This window comes from Flavobacterium tegetincola DSM 22377, assembly GCF_000425485.1.
Classification (GTDB): Bacteria; Bacteroidota; Bacteroidia; order Flavobacteriales; family Flavobacteriaceae; genus Flavobacterium; species Flavobacterium tegetincola.
On sequence record NZ_AUDN01000020.1, the window covers coordinates 39,409 to 61,578 of the forward strand.

Consider the following 22,170-nt stretch of genomic DNA (forward strand, 5'->3'; position numbering starts at 1 on the left):
GTTTATGTGATCGTTTAGCGCAAGAAGTGCAACACAACCAAGAACTTAATGAGCAGTAATTGAAAAGTGTTTTGAGGGAGGTTTTTAAGGGATAGAAGATTTTTATTAAAAGGAATAAATATGGATATAAAAGATTTTAGAAAATTAATTGAAACATCAGATTATAAAGACAAATTAAATAGTTTACAATTAATAATTAACTATCCGCATTTAAATTCTGAAATAGAATTAAAAGGAATGCAGTCCATTTATAAATTTATAAATGAGCAAGTAATTGGTTGGAATAAAATAGAAAAAATACCACCTTATTTTCGTGCTTCCAAATTACATTTCGAAAATTTAAAATCTTCCATAATAAATTTAGCAAGTTCAAGCATCAAGGAATATTCCTTTGAAAATGACTTACGAAATTTTCAAAATAGTATAGTTAGTACCTCTAATAATAATAGAAGAGAATTTATTTTTATTTATGATGCACCAGAAACTGACTTTTTAATATCAGTCTTTAATAAAAAAAGCACATATTTTGATGGGTCTCTTGATTATATAACAGATACAAATTTTAACCATAGAAATGATCATAACTACTTTACAGGTTTATTATTAGCTTATGAGTTTAAAAACCAAGGAGAAACGGAAATATTAAAAAGGAGAAATAATGAAAAAATAAGTTTATCACAAATAAGAATAAAGTACAACGATTATATTGTAGAAGCAGAACAACAATTAAATAGCAATATTTCTGATGCTAAAGATAATTTAATACATCATTTTGAAACTGTAGATAAGTTAAAAGAGGAAAAAGACAAAAATTTTAAAGATTGGTTTGGTGGCGTTCAAAGTGGTTTTGATACTTTCTTTACTAGTTCTACAGATTCAATTAAAGAGAACGAAGATTTATATAGAGAAAAACTAAGATTAGAAGCTCCTGCAAAATATTGGAAAGATAGAGCCATTGAACTTAAAAAAGAGGGAAATAAATATTTAAATTGGTTAATTCGAACGTCTGTAGTAGCTGCCGTTTTATTATTTACCTTATTAATGCTATTAGGAACAACTTATTTTGAAACAACATTTAACGATAATTTAAAAGGAATTAAATGGTCAATAATCTTAATAACAATAGTTTCATTACTGGCTTTTACTATTAAAATATTATCTAAAATGACATTTAGTTCATTCCACTTATCAAGAGATGCTGAAGAACGAGAACAGTTAACACATTTTTATTTAGCATTAAAAAAAGACACAAACATTGAGCCAGCAGAGCGTCAATTAATATTACAATCACTATTTAGTAGAGCCGATACAGGACTTTTAAAAGATGATTCGTCACCAACAATGCCTACTAGTATTATTGAAAAATTTGCTGGAGGTAAATAATTATTAAATTATGACAAATTTTCAAAGAATTGGTAGTAGTAGTAATGCCGTTGCAGGAAAAAATTTCGAGTATGCTGCAAAAATCTATTTAGAGAACGTATTAGGTAGAAAACTTACGTTAAGCAAAATAGTTGAAGTTGGAATTTCAGGGATAAAAAAGTGTCATAAATTTGATATTGGCGATGACGAGACAATTATTGAATGTAAAACGCACAGGTGGACGATAGGGGACCGTGTTCCAAGCGCTAAATTGACAGTCTGGAATGAAGCTATGTATTACTTCTATTTAGCACCTAAAAATTTTACAAAAATCTTTATTATCGAAAAACATCGTAGTGAAAAGAGAAATAAGACTTTAGGACAATATTACGTTGAAAAATACAAGCATTTCATTCCAGATGATGTTGAAATTTGGGAACTTGATGAAGGAAATAATTGTCACGAAATAATTAAGCCAAAGACTATGATTCAGTCAATATATTAGTAAACGAAAATTAATCCAAGGCCGAAACAAATTGTAAATGTTAAACAAGCCGCGAACGTACAATTTGTAATTCCTGTTTATCAGCAAAATTACGACTTCTAAAAATTTAGGATGCTACGAATTACGGCATGATATAATTACGGTAAAAACAAATGAAAGAGGCAGGCATTTTATTAATAGAATCGTATTTATTCACGAAGTATTTTACAGACCCAATGTGTAGCTACTCATCTTCTAGAATTTGAATCCCTATTAAGTCTATTATTAAAAATTTGAGGTAGAAATTAAAAGCTGCAATTAAAAAAAACAATTCGAGTAAATTGGACACTGGCGGAATTCTCATTTATCTAAATCAAAAATTCAATATTAAAATGATGTTCAGCTAGAAGAGGAATGACTTACTCAAGAACATATGGCACTATTCTATTGGTAAATTAAAGTCGACTATCAACGAGCATATTTTAAACAGATAGGCTGCAAATGAATTAGTTGAAGAAGGAACTCTTAGAATAATCGGAATTTCCGATTATTCTACAAAACCAACTAATTATTATAATTTCAGTTACTTACAGCGTAAAGTCCCAACAATGTACACAGTTTCGTATTTGGGCTAGCCAACGTTTAAAAGAATACGTAGTAAAAGAATTTACCTTGAATGACGATCGATTCAAGTAGGGCACATTAATGAACTATTTCAACGAATTGCAACAACGCACTCATGAAAGACGATTGTTGGAAAAACTCTTTTATCAAAAAATAATAAAGACATGAAATATATCCTGACCAGAGACGTCCTTAAATCCGAATGCTCATGGCTTAAACGTGATTTTATTAAAGGAGAAGTATTGTACTTGTATGACGGTGCGACTTACAATTGCATTAGTAAGCGTGGATTTGCATTTACTGAAGAATTGGATACTGTTCCCTTTTTTGAGATTCCACAAGATGCGGTTACGACATTAAGATATGATTTGCAGGGAAATCCTATTGGGCCGTTTGATTTATAACAGTGCGAAATAGGAGGCGATGGCTTTAAGGGTTTAGGTTTTATAGGGCCGTATTCTTTGACAGCGGTACGTAGGTATATTTTAACCCTCGAAGGGTTTGGAACCCTGTGAGGGTTATTAGTGTACATTAAAATTCGAAGTAGCAAATTGAAACTATTTTGTATCGGTTATAAAGGAGGAGGGTAGGTACGCGTTGCAACCGGGTATTATTTGGAGCCTATTCCAAATGTTTTTTCATAATACGAATTGGAACAAATCGAACCTGTCGGAATTTCCGAACAGTTCAAAGAGTCGGTCATTGGTACGTTTGAAAAGATTTAGAACCTTATGATTGTGATTTCGTTATTTTGATGCGTTGAATAAATGGTTTGATCACCGTAGGACTGATTTGAGTTTTTAAGGACTACTGATATTGAATTGTATCCTAGTATAATTATTGTTGTAAGATCGGAATAGGGACGTAGTACAATTGAAACGGTGTTGTATTTGCATGTTCAATAAAAAACCCGCTATTGCGGGTTTGTATGTAGATGAAGTAGTTTACATTCTGTATTATTTTGACCCCGACTGGATTCAGACCAGTAACCTTTAGTGCATCGCTTAATTTAGACCGCCTGCTTAGAAGGCAGATGCACTATTTATTAAGAAGCTTTTCTAAGTAACTTACTTTGTCCTTTTCAGCTTGTAGTAATCTTTCGTATAATTTCTCCTTTTCTTCAAAAAGTGCCATCATCTTATCTAACGGATTGAAAGTCGGCTGAATATTAATTGCATTGATTGTTGAGGTATCATTACTGGTAAATGTATTAGAAATAATATTTACCGCCTGTTCTTCATCAAAATTCTGAAATGCCACTACTGGAATCTTCAAGGAGGTTGAGATTTGCGTAAGGATTGTGGTATCAATCACATCTTTTTGTTCCAATATAGAGATCTTTTTTTGGTTCCAATCGTCTCCCAGTGCATAAGCCAATGCTTCTTGCTTGATGCCTAGCATTTCTCTGAAACGCTTTACATTTCTTCCTTGGTGTATTTTTTGTTTCATAACGAATTGTATTTTCTAAAGATTCAAAGATAACGCCATTTGGATTAAAATCTGTGTATCAAAGATAAAAAAAGATCCACTAAGAAAGCTGGTTTTGTCTATTAAAATAATCGGTTGTTTTTATCAGCTGGAATAAATTCCAGCCCTACAATATGAGGCGAGCCTATGGCTCTAGAAGGGTTTCGTGTTAGTCTCGTAGAGACGGTGCATTTTGTAGCATCGGATTTTAATACGTTGTAAATAAAAAACGGTGCATTTTGTAGCAATGGATTTTAATGCGTTATAAATAAAAAATGATGCAATTTGTAGCAATGGATTTTATAATGGGTCGAGCCTACGGCTCTATTTATCTGGTTGTTTTTAACAGCTGGAATAAATTCCAGCCCTACAATATGAGGCGAGCCTATGGCTCTAGAAAGGTAACGTGTTAGTCTCGTAGAGACGATGCATTTTGTAGCAACGGATTTCAATCCGTTGTAAACAAAAAACGAAGCATTTTGTAGCAATGGATTTTATAATGGGTCGAGCCTACAGCTCTAATTATCTGGTTGTTTCTAACATCTGGAATAAATTCCAGCCCTACAATATGAGGCGAGCCTACGGCTCTAGAATGGTAACGTGTAAGTCTCGTAGAGACGGTGCATTTTGTAGCAATGGATTTCAATCCGTTGTAAATAAAAAGCGATGCATTTTGTAGCAATGGGTTTTAATGCGTTGTAAATAAAAAATGATGCATTTTGTAGCAATGGGTTTCAATCCGTTGAAAATAAAAAACAATGTATTTTGTAGCAACGGATTTTATAATGGGTCGAGCCTACGGCTCTATTTATCTGGTTGTTTCTAACAGCTGGAATAAATTCCAGCCCTACAATATGAGGCGAGCCTATGGCTCTAGTAGGGTAACGTGTTAGTCTCGTAGAGACGGTGCATTTTGTAGCAATGGATTTTAATCCGTTGTAAACAAAAAACGATGCATTTTGTAGCAACGGATTTTAATGCGTTGTAAATAAAAAACGATGCATTTTGTAGCAATGAATTTTAATGCGTTTCAAACAAAAAATGACGTATATTGTAACAACGGATTTCAATCCGTTGGATATAAAAAACCATGTATAATTTAGCAAGGGATCTCAATCCGTTGAAGATAAAAATAATTATATTTAAGTTCCATAGGAACGACATATACAAACAAAAATTATGGCAAACACCTATCATCAGCTATACATACAAGTAGTTTTTGCTGTAAAGTATAGAGAAGCAGTGCTTCATAAAGATTGGAGAAGAAATGTTTTTGGCGTGATCGGAAATTTAATAAATGAAACGGGCTGCAAAACTATAATTGTAAATGGAGTAGAAGACCATGTACATTGCTTTTTGGGATTGAAACCAACCGTTTCTATATCTGAATTAATGAAGACAGTAAAAGCAAAATCATCAAAATATATTAATGACAATCGTTTTTTATTAAATCGATTTGAATGGCAGGAAGGCTACGGTGCATTTTCATATAATCATTCACAAATAGAAAAAGTGTACAACTATTTAGCGAATCAGGAAGAGCATCATAAGAAAGAAAATTTTAAAGAAGAATATTTGAATTTTCTAGAAAAATTTGAAATACCCTATGATGAGCGATATATATTTGCCGATTTACAGTAGAAACGAAACTACGGCTCTAGAAGGGTATCGTGTTAGTCTCGTAGAGACGATGCATTTTGTAGCAACGGATTTTAATCCGTTGAAAATAAAAAATGATGCAATTTGTAGCAATGGATTTTAATCCGTTGAAAATAAAAAATGATGCAATTTGTAGCAACGGATTTTAATCCGTTGTAAACAAAAAACGATGCAATTTGTAGCAATGGGTTTTATAATGGGTCGAGCCTACGGCTCTATTTATCTGGTTGTTTCTAACAGCGGGAATAAATTCCAGCCCTACAATATGAGGCGAGCCTATGGCTCTAGAAAGGTAACGTGTAAGTCTCGTAGAGACGATGCATTTTGTAGCAATGGATTTTAATCCGTTGAAAATAAAAAACAATGCATTTTGTAGCAATGGATTTTAATGCGTTGTAAATAAAGAACGGTTCATTTTGTAGCAATGGGTTTTAATCCGTTGAAAATAAAAATGATGCATTTTGTAGCAACGGATTTTAATCCTTTGAAAATAAAAAACGGTGCAATTTGTAGCAATGGATTTTAAAATGGGTCGAGCCTACGGCTCTATTTATCTGATTGTTTCTAACAGCTGGAATAAATTCCAGCCCTACAATATGAGGCGAGCCTATGGCTCTAGAAGGGTAACGTGTTAGTCTCGTAGAGACGATGCATTTTGTAGCAACGGATTTTAATCCGTTGTAATTAAAAAACAATACATTTTGTAGCAATGGATTTTAATCCGTTGAAAATTAAAAAGAATGCATTTTGTAGCAATGGATTTTAATCCGTTGAAAATAAAAAACAATGTATTTTGTGGCAACGTATTTCAATCCGTTGTAAACAAAGAACGATGCATTTTGTAGCAACGGATTTCAATCCGTTGTAATTAAAAAACGATGTATCATGTAATGTCAAATTTTAATCCGTTGTATATAATGAACGACGCATCTTGTAGCAATGGATTTCAATCTGTCGGAACCTTGAACTTGAGCATAAGAGTGGAATAAGCAATAAAAATCAAAATAAGTAAACTAAAAATACTAACTTTAAAACGGCAAAATAGGGATTGTATTTATGAAGCAAAAAGTATTTCTTTCTAGTGTTCAGCGTGAGTTTACCCAAGAGCGGGAAGCGGTGTACCGGCATTTGCTTGTGGATCCGGTCTTGCACTTGTTTTTCGAACCGGTCTTGTTTGAAAAATTACCGGCAAACGGCACTCAAGCGAGTGCCGTGTATTTGAAAGAAGTGGCACAAGCGGATGTTTTTTTGATCTTAATTGGAACAGATTATGGTTTTGAAACGCCGTCGGGTATTTCACCTACCGAATTGGAGTACGATCGGGCTCAAGAGCACCAAGTATTTTCATTAGCTTTTATAAAAAACGAAAGTGAGGAAGGACGGCATCCGAAGGAAGAAATTTTGTTTCATAAAATTCAGAACAATTTATCCTACAAGCGTTTTGGCAGTAGTGCTGAACTGGTTATGGAAGTTACAAAAGCTTTGGTTGCCATTTTACAACAAAAAGGCATTTTAAACAGTATTGATTTTGATTCGGAGGTGCATCCTACTGCATCGTTTGAAGCTATTGACGCAGATAAAGTAGCCCATTTTATCAATTTGGCACGCTACAAAAGAGGTTTTCCGTTGCACGAAGGAACTGCTTTGCCCAAGGTACTTTCGCATTTGAACTTTCTTTCGGAACAGAAAATAACCAATTCCGCTTTGTTGGCTTTTGGCACAAATCCGCAACAGTATTTTCCTACAGCAGTGGTGAAGTGTGCTCATTTTCATGGGGTACATGTGGCCAAACCTATTCCGGACCATCGTGTTATTAAAGGCGATGTTTTTACACAGGTAGATGAAGCAGTTGATTTTATTTTATCAAAAATTGCACTTGCGGTGGGACTGCGTTCTGAAAGCAATCAAGCCCCCTTACAATATGAAATTCCAAGAGCCGTTATTGCTGAGGCTATTGTGAATGCGGTGGCACATAGAGATTACCAAAGTAAAGGCAGTGTGCAACTGATGCTTTTTGCCGATCGTGTTGAAATCAGTAATCCTGGTGCACTTCCGCCAGAACTGACTTTGTATAACTTGAAAAACGACCACGCCTCGTATCCCAAAAATCCGCATTTAGCAGAAGTGCTTTATCAAGCTGGCTATATTGAACGTTTTGGAACGGGAACGGGGGAAATTTTACGCTTGTGCAAAGAAGCAGGATTGGTAGAACCTGTATTTGATTTGGGAGCAGGTTTTAAAATTACGATTTGGCGTCCGGAAGTCAGCAGTTCACAAGATAAAAAGAACCGCACCGACCAAGTTACCGACCAAGTCACCGATCAAGTTACCGACCAAGTGAACGCGTTGATACAAAGATTGATTTTGATCACCGATCAGGCGTATTCGCGCCATGAATTAATGGAGATTTTACAACTGAAGCACAATCCAAATTTTAGAGACAATTATTTGAATCCAGCCATTCAGGAAGGATACTTGTGCATGACGCTACCCAATAAACCGAACAGCACCCACCAAAAATACCAATTAACCGAAAAGGGACAGCAATTAAAAACACAGTTAGAAAAGAAAGAGGACTAACAGCGATTGGGATGATGTATAATGTTTAACGATCAGTTCGCTCTTGTTGAACGGTTGATCAAATGAGGCATTAATCAATCTTTCAATCCTATCCTTTTAAACTTTTAACGCCCCACGTTTCTGTGTTATTGCATTTTTTATATACTTTATTAGTAAAGTGCTGCACTTAGTTTATATAGGTGAATGGTACTACTGTATCCTATAAAGTACAGTTCTTCTAAAACATCCTTTTAATCAGGTTTTTAAGTCGTTTTCGGAATAGATTATTCTCTGCAAAGAAGCCAACTTTGGGTTTCAATCTTAAAACGCAAAGACAATGAAAAAGCAAGTAATTAATTATGAAACAAAACTTTGGGCGTGTTATGAAATTAAAAATCCCTTTGAAGTCCTTGACGCTTTCATTGACCATGCCCGTACCGACTATTACAAACAAATAGTAAGTCAAGCGGTACTTCATGCAGAAAAACAGGAAGTGTATAATAAAGACTACCCAAGTCAACTCTTCATTTGCCATGCTGCTTTGCGCTCTTTTTTAAGAGCGTGCTCCCGATTGCACCACAAAAGCAAAAAATGGCAGGTAAAGCAAACCACCTCAGATTGCAAGTCTGTTCTGCATCAAGCTTCATTAACTAAGGAGGAATACAATAATCCATTTAAAGTATTTCAAAATGCGTTTACCAAAAACTCCATACACGAATTAGAAAATAAATTAGCTGAAATAGTCTTTTTAGCAGTACTGCCTCAACAAGTTGACTACATCACGGATCTAAGCACGGCCTACATTCATATCGTAAAACTGCTAGATGCTGCCCAACTTATACGGGAAAGAGGGCTTGAAAAGCGCAAAAAAGAAACAACTTCATTCGAAGTATTGCAACAAGAATACAATGCGCCAAAAGAGCAAGAAATCTCGACCTTAACATTGGAAAACAGCAGTGAAGAAGACAAAATGAAGCAGGAACCACAAGAAGAAAACCCAACAATAGAGGAGGAGCAATACAACAATCAAAACCAAATTACAACGCTGATTACAGCTAAAGTAGCTACCTATGGTATTTACTGTTTTGAGCAACGTACAATAAAGGAATGCTCTACACGTTTGCAGTCCAAGGCAAAGCAGTCCAATTCCACCCACTATTACTTGCTAGTTATAGTGCCAACCCTACCGCAAAATGCCACAGCCGACCTTGCTTATCTTATCAAAATACAAACGAGAGGACGTTGTACCGTCACTTTACTAATCCATACTGTAAGAGATTTGCGACGAGACAAAACCAACCAAGGCTATTTTTTCCAACAGCTAGTATTTGAAGGAGTAACGTGGTTCGAAGATTGGAGCAATACCACCCCACTCAATCTTGCGGATGCCACTAAAAGTCAGTTTAAACATCTAGAAAAGTATTGGCGTAACCGGAAAATTATACTAGAAGGTTTGATGGATGCAGCAGAAGCAATAGATCAGGACGGTAGCGATATCCTCAAAATCAATTTCTTACACCAAGCACTCGAACAGCTGTGTTTGGGGCTTATACATACTTTTCTGGGTTACCGACCGCACCATTTTGCTTTGGGCTATCTTTTGGACTTGTGCGACCTTTTTACCCCAATCGCTTCTCAATTTTTTCCGAGAAAGACCAAGCAAGAACTGAATGTAGTAGAACCTTTATTTCGCTCCATTCATGATGTGCGGTATTTAAAATCTTTAGGCAAAAGGACATCCCAGTTACCGACTATCCAACAGCGTTACCTGGCATTTTATGAGCATGCAAGTCGTGCAGTTGATCTTGAACTGCTGCGGTTGCAGGAAGTGAATTGAGTGCTCACACAATACTAATACTCAATTAGTGCTGACATGAACTTACTATATCAATGAAAATCAGTTTCAGGTAATAATGAAGGATGGTACTATCTGTAATGATTAATTTAGAGAAAAAACAAAACTGAACCATCAAACATTAACAACCATCATTTTAAACTGAATGCAAAAAAAGTATGAATTATGGAAAATCAAGAATCTACCACAACATCAAACTTTAATGAGGAATTAAAGAAATGCTTTTTTTTCAAGACGTTAATTCCGGCCTCTAATGAAAGCAATATGCATCAGGCAATCGTAAAATTTGACAGCTACTCGCATTTACTTTATGCCGTCAAGGACTTATTACAAATAGCGGTACATACACTTCATAATGACGGCAGTGAAAATTCAGGTCTGATAGAAGATCCAGCATTTCACCTAACCAGCATATTAGAAATTGCAATTCAACTGCTACCCTGTCCAGAAGGCGAAGCGCTCGATTTACTGCACCAATTCTATTTAGAATTAGAAAAGAATCAGAAACAAGAGGAGAATTTAAAAAAATCCCAAAACTTATAAAATAGTAATCAAGAAAAAGAATAAAAAAAAACAGGAAAAAGAGTCGCAAAATCTAGAAAGATATTTCTCAATGCTAGCACCAGCATCAGCAATCCGTAAAGATATATTCAACATTCAAATTGATGTAGGAGGCTACTCCGACCTATTCTTTCTAATCATCGATTTACTCAAAACAGCAATGCTCGCTTTAGAAGGCATGGAGAACAGTAACGACAAGTGCATTGAAAAAGAAATATACATAAGAGGTTTATTAAATATAATCGAAAAAATGATTCCATTAGAGGAAGCAGAACTTTTAGACATCATGCATCAAAAGTACCTCGCAGAAGTTAAACCCTCGAAGGGTTCCAAACCCTGCGAGGGTTAAATTATTTTAAATCAAAAAATCAACCCCCACAAAAAACACCAACACACCGCAAACCCACCAGATCCAATTCATTAACCATAATCATTTCCTCCTCAGAAGTTTTATATAACGCAACACCTAAAAAAGCCAGTCTAAAATCTGGAATAGGAGGTAAGTTAGAAATTAGAAAATCAAGTTGGGAAGTTGTTTTATGCTCCTTAGATAACAATATTTTTTCGGCAGAGTAAGACTGCCAAGTTAAGGTATTAATATCATAATCGACAACAAAATAATGCAGACCCAGATGAGTACCTTCGTTTTTAAATATAGATTTGTTAAGTTCAAAATCTTTTAAACAATAAGACAATCCTAATGATTCTGCTATCGGAAGCTTATTAAGCAGATTGTCCAAAGATTGATCTGGCGTAAATAAAAAATCTAGTAAAAGCCGCATTCCTTCAACCGTATTAAGTCCGCGTTTAACACTGCGACTACCATGATTAGATAAATAATCTTCCGCTTTAATCTGAGTCAAAACCGAAACTAATGCACTGTGCCACTTCCTTTCCAAAAGCTTAGGTAAAGAAGTTATAACAGATTCACGTATTAATCTTTTGACGGTAGAAAGGTTGCCAAATTCAGTTCCATTGTGGCGTACAGGCTCCATTGAAGGCATGTTTTTTATCGCATCACGCGTAAATCCACCACCCGCTTTCCGTACCAAATCTTGTCCGTCACTAGAATAAAAATTTAATCCTCCAATAGTACCTGTAATTCGAAATTTTCCAACTTGTCTTGCCATAACCTACCATTTAAAAGATAAATATAACAAATAGTCGAATAAGATTTTATTTAAATTATTTATAATCAGTGTGTAACAAGAAAATTATTTTCAATATTGGTTATCCGTCTAAAAAAAAATATTAAGTAGAAAAATTCAATCTGCGATATTTAAATAACACAGCGACCTTTGAGCCCATCTTTATTTAATAACAGAAAAACAAAGAATAGCATATAGATGGTAAAAATATACTAAAGCCCACCGTATGGCGTATATAAAGTATGGATTAAATATACTTCATCAGTAAAATAATCATGCAACAAGCATAGTAAATTAAGCAATTAAACTAAAAATCTTCCTAAAAATTAATTGACAAATGTCCTCAACCCTCGAAGGGTTCAAAACCCTTCGAGGGTTATCGTCTTACAGTAATAATTAAAAGATTACTTACCAATACAATACGTTATTTTCCTTGCTATATCTAGTTTTTTCGTGTTTGTGTAGTACAAATCAAGTACTTCTGTAACCAATGAAGCGGGAATAAAAGAAAGTAAAAATAAAATATATTTACTGATTAAAATTTGCAAAGGACATGTATATATTCAGCTTTTACTGCATAGGCATGAACTTTATTGAGGTGTTGAAACTTACAAATGTAAATACTTACGATGATAGATTATCTTATTTACGAGCTAAAACAGGAGTTCATTTAGATTTTAAATTAAGAAATCATTCTTTTGAAATACTTAAAAAATACAATAAGAGTTCACTAAACTCTTATATTTTTCCTCTATTGCTAAATGAAAATATGACCATAAGTCAAATTAAAAATAGAAGTCACAAATTACTGGGCCAAATTAATCCGGCTTTAAAAGAAATGATGGCAGTTGTAAAAATTAATAAGAATATAACTTTTTATACCGCTAGACATACATTTGCTACATTTTTAAAATTTGAAAACACACCAATTGACGCTATTAGCGAAATGCTTGGACATACTGATTTCAGAACAATACAAGCTTACTTGAATAAACTTCCCAATAAAAAGCTTGATAAAATTATCGATGATGTTTTTGAAAATTCTAAATTTTTTAAAAATAGTTAGATATGTAATCTGGGTAATTATTTTTAGCTACATTAAAATATTGCTGTGGTAATCATTTCTAATCACCGCATCTACCTGCAATTATTACCGCCATAGCAGCAATTTAATATCTCTTTCTTTTTTCATAAGCAAAAAGCATTATTTACAATTCTACTTTACCGCAATAACAGTAAAATATACTTACTTTCTATTAAAATATTTAATACAGCGAGTAAATTGACTACTTTTACCGCTTAAACAGTACAAATGAGCAATCTTGATTTAGGTACTTTAATAAAAGACCATCGAAAAAAAGCAGGACTTACGCAGTTGGAATTGGCCAATTTAGCAGGAGTAGGGAAGACGACTGTTTTTGACATTGAAAAAAATAAGGAATCCATTCGCTGGAATAGCCTAATGGCTGTTCTTCATGTTTTGAATATTAAAGTCGAATTTAAAAGCCCTTTAATTAAATAGTTATGAGAAAAGCAATTGTATTGGTTCATGGAAAAAGAGCAGGAGTATTAACCGAACTAGCGTCCAATGCGTATCAGTTTGAGTACGATAACGACTACGAATGTGATGCCGTATCGTTAACGATGCCAACTTCAAATAAAAAGTACGATTACAATTCGTTTCCTCCCTTTTTTGAAGGTTTACTTCCAGAGGGAATTATGCTAGAAGGCTTATTACGAATTGCAAAAATTGACCAGAAAGACTATTTCTCGCAACTTATTGCAACAGGAAATGATTTAGTTGGTGCGGTAACCGTAAAATTGTTGGAAAATGAATAGATGTCTCATTACCTACGAACTATGCGGAACCGCTAAATACAGCGAAAAAGGACTTCGATTGATAGCACCTAAACTGACTCATTTAAACGATTTACCTTACACGGCATCCGAGCTTCGCCAAGAAGCGGTTAATAGAGCAAAAAATCTTTCTATACAAGGAGTTCAACCTAAATTGAGTGCCACGATTTCGGTAGTTGACCAAGAGTTTAAAATTGTAGATCAGTTTGGAACGTTTATTATAAAACCGCAAAACGATTTATTTCCACAATTGCCAGAAAACGAGGATGTGACTATGCGAATGGCGAAAGTGTTTGGTTTGGAAGTGCCTTTCCACGGAATGCTTTATGCAAAAGATGGAAGTTTGTCTTATTTTATTAAACGCTTTGATCGTTATGGTAAAGGAAAAAAACTTGCAACAGAAGATTTTGCTCAATTAACGGGTAATTCACGAGATACAAAGTACAATTTTACAATGGAAAAATTGATTCCAGTATTGGATGAATTCTGTTCATTTCCTGCCATTGAAAAGGCAGATTTTTTTAAAAGAATATTATTTTGTTACGTAACAGGCAATGAAGACATGCATTTAAAAAACTTCTCGTTAATTACCAAAGATGGAAAAACAACACTTACACCCGTTTATGATTTTTTAAATTCCACAATATCATTAAAGAATCCACAGGAGGAAATGGCATTGACTTTAAAAGGCAAAAAAAGCAATTTTAGACCTTCCGATTTTTTAGATTATTATGCAAAAGAACGGTTACAATTGAACGATAAAACCATAGATACTATTCTGTTGCAAATGGGGAGTGCATTGCCAAAATGGACAGAGCTTCTTGAATATTCGTTTCTTTCTGAAGTCATGAAGGAAAAATATTTTAATTTGTTAGAAACCAGAATGAAATTTTTTAAGTAGTGGAGTTTTCGCACTTTGATTTTCTAATGCATGATTTTCCTAAAAACATCCTCCAAATCATAATTATACAAACCTTCTAATCTTAACTGATCATCGCTTTTGTCATCAGTCATATCCCAGATGGATGCATTAATACCAAGCTTTCGCATATAAGGTATTTTATCGTACATAATACTAGCAGCATTTTCACTCATGTCAGGAATAATAACTACTTTATGTCCAATTAAACATTGTAGTTTGCCATTTGTCAAACCATTTATACCTCCGTACGCTATCCAATTGTACTGTGGTAAGTTAATGTGTCCAACAATCGCTGTTTTCTCACTTTCCACAAGAACAACCTTATCGACTCCTTTGAATTTATCATAAATAAGATGTTCACCAAATAAACAGGAATGATAACCATCTTCATTTTTATAGGGTACTTTAAATTTATTGGTTCGTTTTCCATTTGCATCATAATAGCAGACCTTTGCTTTTTGAATTTGCAACTCTGAATTGATGTTCCAGAATATAGTTCCGCCATCGGGTGTTGATCCAATTCCATAAACTTCCTTTGCATCATCTACTTTTGCATTACCGTATTTAGCTCGTAAATACTTTAGTAGTTTGTTTTCAGGTTGAATGTAGTAATGTTCCCATAGAACCTCTTCTGGAATGTAATTTTGCAATTTTGCAGTTGGTTTTGCAATGCTACCTTTCGCAACTGCAAAGGATTGGTTCTGTACCATTATTTCCGCTGACTCGAACTTTTTTGAAAATTCATTCCAGCTATACTGGTTTCCTTTTTCATCTTGATATAATTGTGGAGGCAAGGTCGCAATTCCACATGAATGGCAATAACCGTAAATTACAGGCACATTTGCAAAAGAGGAAAATTTCCCGTCATTATTGCTTTTATTGCAGCACGGTGTAACGAGGTTTAATTCTCTTTTGCTACTGTATTTATAGTCCTCTATTATTTTAATTAAGTTCATAAAGCATAGGTATTGTATCTGCAACTTGCAACTTGGAAAACTTTATTTTAAGTTGTTAAAAAACTGAATAACAATGTTTTAATTTTGTAATTCTAATTAGTTGCAGTTGCAAGTTGCACATTGATTTTGCTATAAAGCCGTGAAACTTTAGATTTGTGCATTCCAGAAAAGTCTACAACTTCTTTTTGAGTTTTATTATTTTTAATTGCAAACCGAACGAAGTCATCTGGTGTTATATCTTTTAATCCATCTTCTTTTAATTCCTCTAAAATAATTTTGAAGTTTGTAAAATAGAAGTCATTTAATAGAATGGCAGTTTCAACAGTTTGACATGTTATAACTGTTGCAAAACTGGATGTTTCTGCGTGATTAATCAAATGAACGAGTAATACGAACTTGGAAATGCTTATTTGCATTTTTGCAATGTATTCGTAGGTGTAGTCAGTCTGCTTTTTTTGAAGATAAATAAGGCTTTGTACATATTCAAGTATCCTCTTTTCTGCATCTTGTGTTAATTTTATATTTACTGAATCAATTTCTGTATCACTCTCAATCTCATTTCGGTAATTCAACAAGTTGTTAAGTGGTTTTGTATAAGAATTTAAAACATCTTCATCTATTTTTTTATTTGAAACCACATCATTGCTTGTTAATTTTGTAGTAAATAAGAGGCGGTCAATAAGTCCGCTTTCCAAATTTCCATCAGCAAAGAGTTTTGGTACAAATTGACTTTGAATTGAACCCATAAGCGATGGGCAAGATTTTTCAATGCGATAACTCTCAGTAGTTTTTCTTGAAATATCTACCATTTTATTGGTATTGCCTTGGAGTAAAAATGTTCTCCATGCAGCACCTTCATTACTGTTTTTATTTGACATTTTTTGAACCAGGCCGAATAGTTCATCAACAAATACACCAATTGAGTATGGGTTTTTATAATGTACAAACAATGCAGCTTCGATGGTAGCATCTTGTAATAAATACTGTTTTCGCTTAATTGTAGCTGTCGGATCTTCTTCTTTTAATCTATTAAATTCATGATAATTTTCGTCATCATGTTTTTTTAACAGATCTGTAGCAAAATCCATTGGGGGAGATTTACTATCACCTCTACTTCCCACGATAGCGAAATACAAATTCGGATAGTTTGTATAGGACATAGCTGTGATTGAAAAAGCTAATCCCGCAGCATTACAGTAAGCAAACAGGATGGAACTCAAAAGATACTCTTTCGGAAATCGCTTGTATTTGAAAGCGTCTTCAATGATATTTTGAATAGGTTTAGGCAATTTTGTAATGATTTGATCAAGCTGCATTCTTGCAAAATCTTTGTTACACATTGATGCTCGATCAATATGAGTTGCTATTTGATTAAGTGTTGGTTCCATTATTTTGATGATTATTGACGATTAATTAAATAAATGATTTGTTTTGTATCCAGATCATAAAAAGGTTTTGCACCGTTTGATTGTGACGGCATGTTTAAAACGGCATGATAGCGAGAAGTTAAAAGGTTTTTGACGTCTTGCAAATCTTTTTTAGTAGCGGGTTTATTCTCTTCTCGTATGAATAGGGAAGTGGCAAGATTAACTGCTAAAGTGCCAACTGCGGCATTTCCCACACCTGCTAAACTCATTTTATCAATAGTTGTTTTCGTAGGTTTCTTCCTATCGATTGATGGTAGGTTTAAACCTGAATTTTTTCTGATTGCAAAGGCTCTAGTCCTGCAACTATTGCTGCAATACTTTTGTTTCTTTCTTCTATTCGGTTTGTATTCTTTGCTACAATACTGACAGGTATATAAATAATTTTCCATTGTGCGTTATTTTTACGTTAGATTGACGGTTAAAAGATTCTATTATTCGATAAATATTTATCTAGTTCAAGGTTTAAATCTGTTGTATTTTTTTGAGTGCCGCTTTTAACCCATTCCAAAATATCTGCTTTTACAAAGTAGAGCTGCTTTCCTTTTTTGATGAATGGAATTTTGTTTTTATGCACTAAACCATATACAGTTGGTACTGCTTTGTGAATAAGCGAAGCAGCTTCAGTTATTCTAATAAATGGCGGTTCATCTTCTGTCGTAGTAACATTGATGGTTCTGATAATGTTTTCAGAAACTTTTTCAGAAATACTTCTAATTAGCTCTTCGAAGAGCGCGTTGAAATTGGTCATAATTTTTATTTTACTTGTTAATTATGGCGCAATCTATAATGAAAAAATCCCTAAAGAAATACTTTAGGGATGGCTTATGGATGGCTTACGGATGCTTTAAATTGTTGTAAAACAGTGCTTTAATGAATGATATTTGTAGTTATTTTTTCGGATACATTGTTTTGATTTGTTCAGAAATAATAGTTGCTCTATGTTTTTTTAATGTTTGTTTTGTCAAAGGCAAGTCATAATTAGTAATTTTGACAAATATATTATCGATTGTGGTTACCATATTTTTTAAACTGCCCTTTCTTAAAATTCCATTAATAACCTTGTGATAAGCTACATTTTTTGACGAACTTCCGTGAAAAATGGATATGTCTTTAATTTCTCCGATTAAAATTATAAGTTTAAATTTTTCAGTAATTGGTATTTCGTTTTTTTCAGCTAAACAAAGGTTCAAAACGAGTAATTGCTCATCACTTTCGAAATCTTGAGATATCTTTTTACTTGAAACTTTTTCTTCATTCAATTGTAGTTCCTCTTGAGGATTTTCTCTAATTATTGTCCAATTTAAATTTCCATAATCATTTACGTTTTTTATGGCAAAAGGAATAAATTTGTCTGGATAAATTTTAGAAAATATGGCTCTGTATAATTCACTATTTATGACATGTCCATCAAAAAATTCTAAAGTAAAACTTGAGTAATCTCCCGAATCGTAGAAAAGCTCGTATAGGTCACTATTTTTACCTAATCTTTCTTCAATTTTTTGCAAACTGTGATAAGTTATTAAATCATAAATGAATCGATTGAAACCATAATTATCGATTGCTTTATAATTTTTATCAATGGCTCTATTAACTTTTGTAACTAATTCAAATTCTGTTTTAATCTCATTTTCGATTATCTTTGAAATTGAAGTTGTATTGCTATAGTAATCATTGCGAAAACAGAAAAGTCGGTAGCAACTTTCAAATAAGTTATAATTTTTGCCAATTAAATTATTATAATATTTTTCGGATAATTGAAATCTAATTCTGTCGATAGCATGTGGAAATGGTCTATCATCATTTTTAAATTCTTTAAACTGCTTTATTATAAAGTATTCAGCCTTGACGAAGACCTTTTTTAAAATGTAATCATAATCCATCTAATTTCAAATTTATTCGGTTAGCTGCAATTATTTTATTGCTATCAATTACTTTTGTATATATCTGTGTAGTTGCAACATTTTTATGTCCTAGCAGTTTTGAGACAGTATATATGTCTGCTCCATTTGCAAGTTGTAATGTTGCGTAAGTGTGTCTAAAATTATGGAAAGAAATTTTCTTTGTGATTCCAGAATCCACCAACCATTTTTTAAGTGGTCTTCCAATATCCGTGTATTTTACATCGCCAAAAACTAACGAGTTATCTTTCGGTTGCAAATTTATAATGTCCAAAACGCTCTGTGAGATGGGATGATTGAATAAATTTCCTGTCTTCTTCTCTCTCAATTTAATGTAGCTACCTTGATGTTTATCGTTATAAATATTAGAAAAAGGCAATGCTTTAACATCGACAAAGCGTAAGCCAGTCAAAGCAGAAAAAATTGCCATGTGTTTTAATTTTGGCATGTCGCACGGTGTGTCCCACAAAATTTCTAATTCTTCTTGGGAAAGGTATTCTCTATACGTTTGCTCTTCTTTAATAAAAACAATTTCGGAGGCAAGGTCTTTTTCAATAATGTTTTTCTTGTAAGCCCTTTTTAAAACAGAAGCAAAGTTTTTAAAATAGGAGGAAGCAGTATTGACTGATAATTTACCTTTGCCAGTTCTTAAATTGTTTGTTTTTAGAAGAAAGTTTCTGTATTTTCTTACATGCTCATCATTTAAAAAGTGTGATAGTAGTCGATTACCTGCAAAAGCTTTATAATAAGTAAGTGAAGCATTCCAACTTGAATGGTTTGAATCAGTTCCATTATTGTAGTATTCCTCAACGACACTATTGTAGAACTCGATGAAATCGACATTGTAAGTGATGTTTTCCTTAAAACCAAACTCTTTATCTTTGATTTGAGTTAACCTTTTGGCGCGCACTAAATTTGCAAACTCCAAAATTGATTTATTATGGGTTTTTTCAACCTCATTCTTTGGTTTTAAATAAACGTAAATTTTTAAAAATTCCCTGCGAGTGGGTTTTCCTGTCTTTGCACTTATAATTTCAGGGAAGAAATCTAAATACAAACTTGCTCTACCGTTTGCAATTGGTTTTTGACGTAGTGATACTGTTGCCATTTGTTTATATTTTAGGTGAAAATGGAATCGATATCTTCTCTTTTTACTAGTACGAATTTACCCTGATTCCTTTTAGGGATATTGAAACGTTTTATTATATTGTATAAAGCTCCATTTGAAATTTGAAATTTGTCAATAATTTCTTGCATGGTGTAGGAGTTATAAATTGTAATTTCATCTTTTGGATCAATTTTATTTTTTTCAATTTCTTTTAAGTTGTTGTCAAAATATCTCTCGATGTCACTTCTTCTAATTAGTGTTTTTCTTTCAGAGAATTGTACCGCATTAATGGCTTCTCGCTCAATCAATCTGTAAACGGTTTTTGGAGACATATTAAGTAGTATTGAAGCGTCCTTAACAGTTAAGAATTGCTTTTCTTTAATATCATCAAATACATCTTTTTGCTCTTTCTTCTGACTTAATGCTGTTGCTGCATTGCTGATTTCAATTTTTGCGTTCCTTTCTTTTAATTTTCCATTCTTACCTCGGCACTTATCAGAACAAAAACGAGTAGTTGTTTTTTGTGCAACAAATACATTTTTACATATCTCACAGACTCGATTTACTTCCATATTTAGATAATTTATGATGTGTAGTAAAAAACTATTATCCCAGTTACATATAAATAAGGGTAATTAAGGGACACAAAATTTATTTTTATTTTCAAAGATAGCAAAAATTTGAAACGAGGTACACTATAGGTACAAAAAATAGCAAAAAATGCAAAAATCTTACAAAATGAAAAAAATATGAAACATAAAAAAACCCTTGATTTACAAGGGTTTTAGTGCTATTTATTTTGTGTTTTTTTGTTAAAAAAAGTGATTTTATTTTCCAATACAAAAGTTAGCAAATATATTCCCCAATAACTCATCATTCGTAACCTGCCCCGTAATTGTCCCAAATTCAAACAACGCATCCTTAATATCAAGCGACATCAAATCAGCAGATAAATCGCTTTGCAATCCCCATTGTACTTTCTGAATCGCCTCCAAGGCTTTGATCAACGAATCGTAATGACGGGAATTGGTTACAATCGTCTCATTATTACGCAAAGCACCAGTGTTTACAAAAGATAGTAATGTATTCTTTAACGCATCAATTCCTGTTTTTTCTTTAGCAGAAATGGAAATCAGTTGTCGGTTGTCGGTTGTCGATTGCGAGTGATGTTCTGTAAGTTCGTGTGCAAAAAAGGATAGCTCATCCTCCGACAATAAATCCGATTTATTGATAACAATTACCAACGCCTTTAGCGGATATTTATTTTTTATTTTTTCAATTTCAGTTTTTAACGTATTAACCGAGAACCGAGAACTGTCAACAGACAACTGATATCCGTCAACCAAAAACAAAACAACCTGTGCTTGTTCCATTTTCTCAAACGTTTTTTTAATCCCGATACTTTCCACCACATCCGTAGTTTCGCGGATTCCCGCCGTATCGATAAATCGAAAACCAATACCGCCAATTACTAGTTCGTCCTCGATCGTGTCCCGCGTCGTTCCTGCAATTTCAGAAACAATCGCACGTTCTTCGTTCAATAAAGCATTTAGTAAAGTAGATTTTCCCACGTTTGGCTCGCCTACAATTGCTACAGGAATACCGTTCTTGATGACATTTCCCACAGCAAACGAATCGATAAGTCGTTTCAACACAAACTCAATTCGCGTTACCAATTCATTAAATTGCGTCCGATCCGCAAACTCTACATCTTCTTCTGCAAAGTCCAATTCTAGTTCAATTAGCGAAGCAAAATTCAATAATTCTTCTCGTAGTTTGGCTATTTCATTACTAAATCCTCCACGCATTTGCTGCATCGCAATTTGGTGACTTGCCTCATTATCTGACGAAATCAAATCGGCAACGGCTTCTGCTTGAGATAAATCCAGTTTTCCATTTAAAAAGGCACGCAATGTAAATTCGCCCGCTTGTGCCATTCTACCACCTTTTCGCAACAGCAATTGAATAATTTGCTGCTGAATAAAAGACGAACCGTGACACGAAATTTCAATCGTATTTTCTCCCGTATAGGAATTTGTACCCTTAAAAATGGTCACTAAAACTTGATCCAAAACTTTTTGACCGTCCAAAATATGACCCAGATGCACCGTATGTGTTTTCTGCCTGCTCAAATCTTTCCCCGAAACCGACTGAAAAACAGATGCTCCAATAACAATGGCATCCGGTCCCGAAATCCGAATTACAGCAATCGCTCCAGCACCAGAAGGCGTTGCCAAAGCCACAATCGTATCTTGATAAATCATAACATTTTAATTTTGTGCA

General features: G+C 33.7%; 22 protein-coding genes and 1 pseudogene. 13 read left to right on the forward strand and 10 right to left on the reverse strand.

Annotated elements, in window-relative coordinates; genetic code table 11:
* Nucleotides 1–120: 120 nt before the first annotated feature.
* The 4 genes and pseudogenes from H602_RS0104165 (at nucleotide 121) to H602_RS0104175 (ending at nucleotide 2,874) form a co-directional block, all read left to right on the forward strand.
* On the forward strand, nucleotides 121–1,383 hold the full coding sequence (locus tag H602_RS0104165; RefSeq protein ID WP_026976879.1) for a DUF6161 domain-containing protein: 1,263 nt from the start codon (nucleotides 121–123) through the stop codon (nucleotides 1,381–1,383).
* A 10-nt stretch (nucleotides 1,384–1,393) separates the two neighbouring features.
* Nucleotides 1,394–1,867: a hypothetical protein gene (locus tag H602_RS18170; RefSeq protein ID WP_035758884.1), complete on the forward strand. Its 474-nt coding sequence runs from the start codon at nucleotides 1,394–1,396 to the stop codon at nucleotides 1,865–1,867.
* 543 nt (nucleotides 1,868–2,410) lie between these two features.
* A pseudogene (gene rhuM / locus H602_RS20510) lies at nucleotides 2,411–2,626 on the forward strand (RhuM family protein); the annotation flags it as partial.
* Nucleotides 2,627–2,634: 8 nt separating this feature from the next.
* Nucleotides 2,635–2,874 (forward strand): hypothetical protein, encoded by a 240-nt coding sequence (locus tag H602_RS0104175; protein ID WP_026976880.1) that lies wholly within the window; start codon nucleotides 2,635–2,637, stop codon nucleotides 2,872–2,874.
* Between the two features lie 634 nt (nucleotides 2,875–3,508).
* Here H602_RS0104175 and H602_RS0104180 read toward each other — a convergent pair.
* On the reverse strand, nucleotides 3,509–3,919 hold the full coding sequence (locus tag H602_RS0104180) for a helix-turn-helix domain-containing protein (protein ID WP_026976881.1): 411 nt from the start codon (nucleotides 3,917–3,919) through the stop codon (nucleotides 3,509–3,511).
* A 1,197-nt stretch (nucleotides 3,920–5,116) separates the two neighbouring features.
* On the opposite strand from H602_RS0104180, the gene tnpA reads away from it, so the two are divergent.
* The 5 genes from tnpA (at nucleotide 5,117) to H602_RS0104215 (ending at nucleotide 10,920) form a co-directional block, all read left to right on the forward strand.
* On the forward strand, nucleotides 5,117–5,578 hold the full coding sequence (gene tnpA / locus H602_RS0104185) for an IS200/IS605 family transposase (RefSeq protein WP_026976882.1): 462 nt from the start codon (nucleotides 5,117–5,119) through the stop codon (nucleotides 5,576–5,578).
* A 1,074-nt stretch (nucleotides 5,579–6,652) separates the two neighbouring features.
* Complete coding sequence (locus tag H602_RS0104200; RefSeq protein WP_035758888.1) at nucleotides 6,653–8,176, forward strand: Fic family protein; 1,524 nt, start codon at nucleotides 6,653–6,655, stop codon at nucleotides 8,174–8,176.
* A 316-nt stretch (nucleotides 8,177–8,492) separates the two neighbouring features.
* Nucleotides 8,493–9,992 (forward strand): hypothetical protein, encoded by a 1,500-nt coding sequence (locus H602_RS20170; RefSeq protein WP_211224029.1) that lies wholly within the window; start codon nucleotides 8,493–8,495, stop codon nucleotides 9,990–9,992.
* A 183-nt stretch (nucleotides 9,993–10,175) separates the two neighbouring features.
* Entirely contained in the window at nucleotides 10,176–10,553 is a 378-nt protein-coding gene (locus H602_RS0104210) for a hypothetical protein (protein WP_026976884.1), read from the forward strand.
* Between the two features lie 70 nt (nucleotides 10,554–10,623).
* The gene (locus H602_RS0104215) at nucleotides 10,624–10,920 is read left to right on the forward strand and encodes a hypothetical protein (RefSeq protein WP_026976885.1); all 297 of its coding nucleotides are present in this window, start codon (nucleotides 10,624–10,626) and stop codon (nucleotides 10,918–10,920) included.
* Between the two features lie 19 nt (nucleotides 10,921–10,939).
* Here H602_RS0104215 and H602_RS0104220 read toward each other — a convergent pair whose 3' ends face one another.
* Nucleotides 10,940–11,701 carry a hypothetical protein gene (locus H602_RS0104220; RefSeq protein ID WP_026976886.1) on the reverse strand — a complete coding sequence of 254 codons (762 nt, stop codon included), beginning with the start codon at nucleotides 11,699–11,701 and terminating at the stop codon, nucleotides 10,940–10,942.
* Between the two features lie 601 nt (nucleotides 11,702–12,302).
* Between H602_RS0104220 and H602_RS0104225 the strand changes: the two genes are divergently transcribed.
* The 4 genes from H602_RS0104225 to H602_RS0104240 all read left to right on the forward strand — a co-directional run bounded on the left by H602_RS0104225 (nucleotide 12,303) and on the right by H602_RS0104240 (nucleotide 14,477).
* Nucleotides 12,303–12,785, forward strand: a complete 483-nt coding sequence (locus H602_RS0104225; protein ID WP_026976887.1) for a tyrosine-type recombinase/integrase — start codon at nucleotides 12,303–12,305, stop codon at nucleotides 12,783–12,785.
* Between the two features lie 246 nt (nucleotides 12,786–13,031).
* Nucleotides 13,032–13,241 (forward strand): helix-turn-helix domain-containing protein, encoded by a 210-nt coding sequence (locus H602_RS0104230; RefSeq protein ID WP_026976888.1) that lies wholly within the window; start codon nucleotides 13,032–13,034, stop codon nucleotides 13,239–13,241.
* Between the two features lie 2 nt (nucleotides 13,242–13,243).
* The gene (locus tag H602_RS0104235) at nucleotides 13,244–13,558 is read left to right on the forward strand and encodes a HipA N-terminal domain-containing protein (RefSeq protein WP_026976889.1); all 315 of its coding nucleotides are present in this window, start codon (nucleotides 13,244–13,246) and stop codon (nucleotides 13,556–13,558) included.
* On the forward strand, nucleotides 13,551–14,477 hold the full coding sequence (locus H602_RS0104240) for a HipA domain-containing protein (RefSeq protein ID WP_026976890.1): 927 nt from the start codon (nucleotides 13,551–13,553) through the stop codon (nucleotides 14,475–14,477). The genes H602_RS0104235 and H602_RS0104240 overlap by 8 nt, the downstream gene beginning before the upstream one ends.
* Before the next feature lie 23 nt (nucleotides 14,478–14,500).
* On the opposite strand, the gene H602_RS19275 is transcribed toward H602_RS0104240, so the two are convergent.
* From H602_RS19275 to mnmE, 8 genes are all read right to left on the reverse strand, one after another.
* On the reverse strand, nucleotides 14,501–15,454 hold the full coding sequence (locus H602_RS19275; protein WP_051224178.1) for a DUF6371 domain-containing protein: 954 nt from the start codon (nucleotides 15,452–15,454) through the stop codon (nucleotides 14,501–14,503).
* 92 nt (nucleotides 15,455–15,546) lie between these two features.
* Complete coding sequence (locus tag H602_RS0104250) at nucleotides 15,547–16,842, reverse strand: DUF3987 domain-containing protein (protein ID WP_026976892.1); 1,296 nt, start codon at nucleotides 16,840–16,842, stop codon at nucleotides 15,547–15,549.
* A gap of 11 nt (nucleotides 16,843–16,853) precedes the next feature.
* On the reverse strand, nucleotides 16,854–17,270 hold the full coding sequence (locus tag H602_RS0104255; RefSeq protein ID WP_026976893.1) for a hypothetical protein: 417 nt from the start codon (nucleotides 17,268–17,270) through the stop codon (nucleotides 16,854–16,856).
* 29 nt (nucleotides 17,271–17,299) lie between these two features.
* Entirely contained in the window at nucleotides 17,300–17,629 is a 330-nt protein-coding gene (locus H602_RS0104260; RefSeq protein ID WP_026976894.1) for a helix-turn-helix domain-containing protein, read from the reverse strand.
* Between the two features lie 139 nt (nucleotides 17,630–17,768).
* Nucleotides 17,769–18,761, reverse strand: a complete 993-nt coding sequence (locus H602_RS0104265; RefSeq protein ID WP_026976895.1) for a hypothetical protein — start codon at nucleotides 18,759–18,761, stop codon at nucleotides 17,769–17,771.
* Nucleotides 18,751–19,887, reverse strand: a complete 1,137-nt coding sequence (locus tag H602_RS0104270) for a tyrosine-type recombinase/integrase (RefSeq protein WP_026976896.1) — start codon at nucleotides 19,885–19,887, stop codon at nucleotides 18,751–18,753. Before H602_RS0104270 ends, H602_RS0104265 begins: the two co-directional genes overlap by 11 nt.
* An 11-nt stretch (nucleotides 19,888–19,898) precedes the next feature.
* Complete coding sequence (locus tag H602_RS0104275) at nucleotides 19,899–20,459, reverse strand: helix-turn-helix domain-containing protein (protein ID WP_035758891.1); 561 nt, start codon at nucleotides 20,457–20,459, stop codon at nucleotides 19,899–19,901.
* A gap of 255 nt (nucleotides 20,460–20,714) precedes the next feature.
* Nucleotides 20,715–22,151, reverse strand: coding sequence for a tRNA uridine-5-carboxymethylaminomethyl(34) synthesis GTPase MnmE (mnmE, locus tag H602_RS0104280; protein WP_026976898.1), 1,437 nt, complete (start codon nucleotides 22,149–22,151; stop codon nucleotides 20,715–20,717).
* Between the last annotated feature and the right edge of the window lie 19 nt (nucleotides 22,152–22,170).

Coding starts and splice junctions, on each gene's coding strand:
- H602_RS0104165 (WP_026976879.1), top strand. CDS start 121: ATGGATATAAAAGATTTTAGAAAATTAATTGAAACATCAGATTATAAA.
- H602_RS18170 (WP_035758884.1), top strand. CDS start 1,394: ATGACAAATTTTCAAAGAATTGGTAGTAGTAGTAATGCCGTTGCAGGA.
- H602_RS0104175 (WP_026976880.1), top strand. CDS start 2,635: ATGAAATATATCCTGACCAGAGACGTCCTTAAATCCGAATGCTCATGG.
- H602_RS0104180 (WP_026976881.1), bottom strand. CDS start 3,919: ATGAAACAAAAAATACACCAAGGAAGAAATGTAAAGCGTTTCAGAGAA.
- tnpA (WP_026976882.1), top strand. CDS start 5,117: ATGGCAAACACCTATCATCAGCTATACATACAAGTAGTTTTTGCTGTA.
- H602_RS0104200 (WP_035758888.1), top strand. CDS start 6,653: ATGAAGCAAAAAGTATTTCTTTCTAGTGTTCAGCGTGAGTTTACCCAA.
- H602_RS20170 (WP_211224029.1), top strand. CDS start 8,493: ATGAAAAAGCAAGTAATTAATTATGAAACAAAACTTTGGGCGTGTTAT.
- H602_RS0104210 (WP_026976884.1), top strand. CDS start 10,176: ATGGAAAATCAAGAATCTACCACAACATCAAACTTTAATGAGGAATTA.
- H602_RS0104215 (WP_026976885.1), top strand. CDS start 10,624: ATGCTAGCACCAGCATCAGCAATCCGTAAAGATATATTCAACATTCAA.
- H602_RS0104220 (WP_026976886.1), bottom strand. CDS start 11,701: ATGGCAAGACAAGTTGGAAAATTTCGAATTACAGGTACTATTGGAGGA.
- H602_RS0104225 (WP_026976887.1), top strand. CDS start 12,303: ATGAACTTTATTGAGGTGTTGAAACTTACAAATGTAAATACTTACGAT.
- H602_RS0104230 (WP_026976888.1), top strand. CDS start 13,032: ATGAGCAATCTTGATTTAGGTACTTTAATAAAAGACCATCGAAAAAAA.
- H602_RS0104235 (WP_026976889.1), top strand. CDS start 13,244: ATGAGAAAAGCAATTGTATTGGTTCATGGAAAAAGAGCAGGAGTATTA.
- H602_RS0104240 (WP_026976890.1), top strand. CDS start 13,551: ATGAATAGATGTCTCATTACCTACGAACTATGCGGAACCGCTAAATAC.
- H602_RS19275 (WP_051224178.1), bottom strand. CDS start 15,454: ATGAACTTAATTAAAATAATAGAGGACTATAAATACAGTAGCAAAAGA.
- H602_RS0104250 (WP_026976892.1), bottom strand. CDS start 16,842: ATGGAACCAACACTTAATCAAATAGCAACTCATATTGATCGAGCATCA.
- H602_RS0104255 (WP_026976893.1), bottom strand. CDS start 17,270: ATGGAAAATTATTTATATACCTGTCAGTATTGTAGCAAAGAATACAAA.
- H602_RS0104260 (WP_026976894.1), bottom strand. CDS start 17,629: ATGACCAATTTCAACGCGCTCTTCGAAGAGCTAATTAGAAGTATTTCT.
- H602_RS0104265 (WP_026976895.1), bottom strand. CDS start 18,761: ATGGATTATGATTACATTTTAAAAAAGGTCTTCGTCAAGGCTGAATAC.
- H602_RS0104270 (WP_026976896.1), bottom strand. CDS start 19,887: ATGGCAACAGTATCACTACGTCAAAAACCAATTGCAAACGGTAGAGCA.
- H602_RS0104275 (WP_035758891.1), bottom strand. CDS start 20,459: ATGGAAGTAAATCGAGTCTGTGAGATATGTAAAAATGTATTTGTTGCA.
- mnmE (WP_026976898.1), bottom strand. CDS start 22,151: ATGATTTATCAAGATACGATTGTGGCTTTGGCAACGCCTTCTGGTGCT.